Source organism: Bartonella vinsonii subsp. berkhoffii ATCC 51672 (assembly GCF_902825225.1).
Classification (GTDB): Bacteria; Pseudomonadota; Alphaproteobacteria; order Rhizobiales; family Rhizobiaceae; genus Bartonella; species Bartonella berkhoffii.
In genome coordinates, this window is the sequence record NZ_CADEAK010000374.1 from 1 (window position 1) to 379 (window position 379).

At 41.7% G+C, this 379-nt stretch carries 1 pseudogene; it reads left to right on the forward strand.

What is annotated here, in order from left to right:
* Positions 1-256 (forward strand): annotated as a pseudogene (locus tag J7R10_RS09670) (hypothetical protein); the annotation flags it as partial.
* Between the last annotated feature and the right edge of the window lie 123 nt (positions 257-379).

The window sequence follows — 379 nt, forward strand, 5'->3', positions numbered from 1 at the left end:
TGGCATGCCAACTCCTTATGATGTCGATCCAGAAAATAAAAAGCTAAGCAACAATACATATGCAACAATTTATGCTTGCATGATCCAAGATGGTTTCCGTTATAAAAATAAAGATGGGAATTGGTGTGAGAACTATAAATCTGAAAACCTTCCCATTTGTCAGCCTGGCGCTGTTATCCCGAGGCGCAGTGTCAAGAAGCGTTTAAATAGCCCGTTTTGTAAACAGAATCCAAAAGAATATGAGTGCTATCCTTAAGTGTTTCTGCGTTCGAAGAGCAACATTCCCCTTCCTTGCTTTTGCTTGGAAGGGTGGTTTTTTTAGATCGGAAGAGCGTCGTGAGGGAAAGAGTGTAGATCTCGGTGGTCGCCGTATCATTAA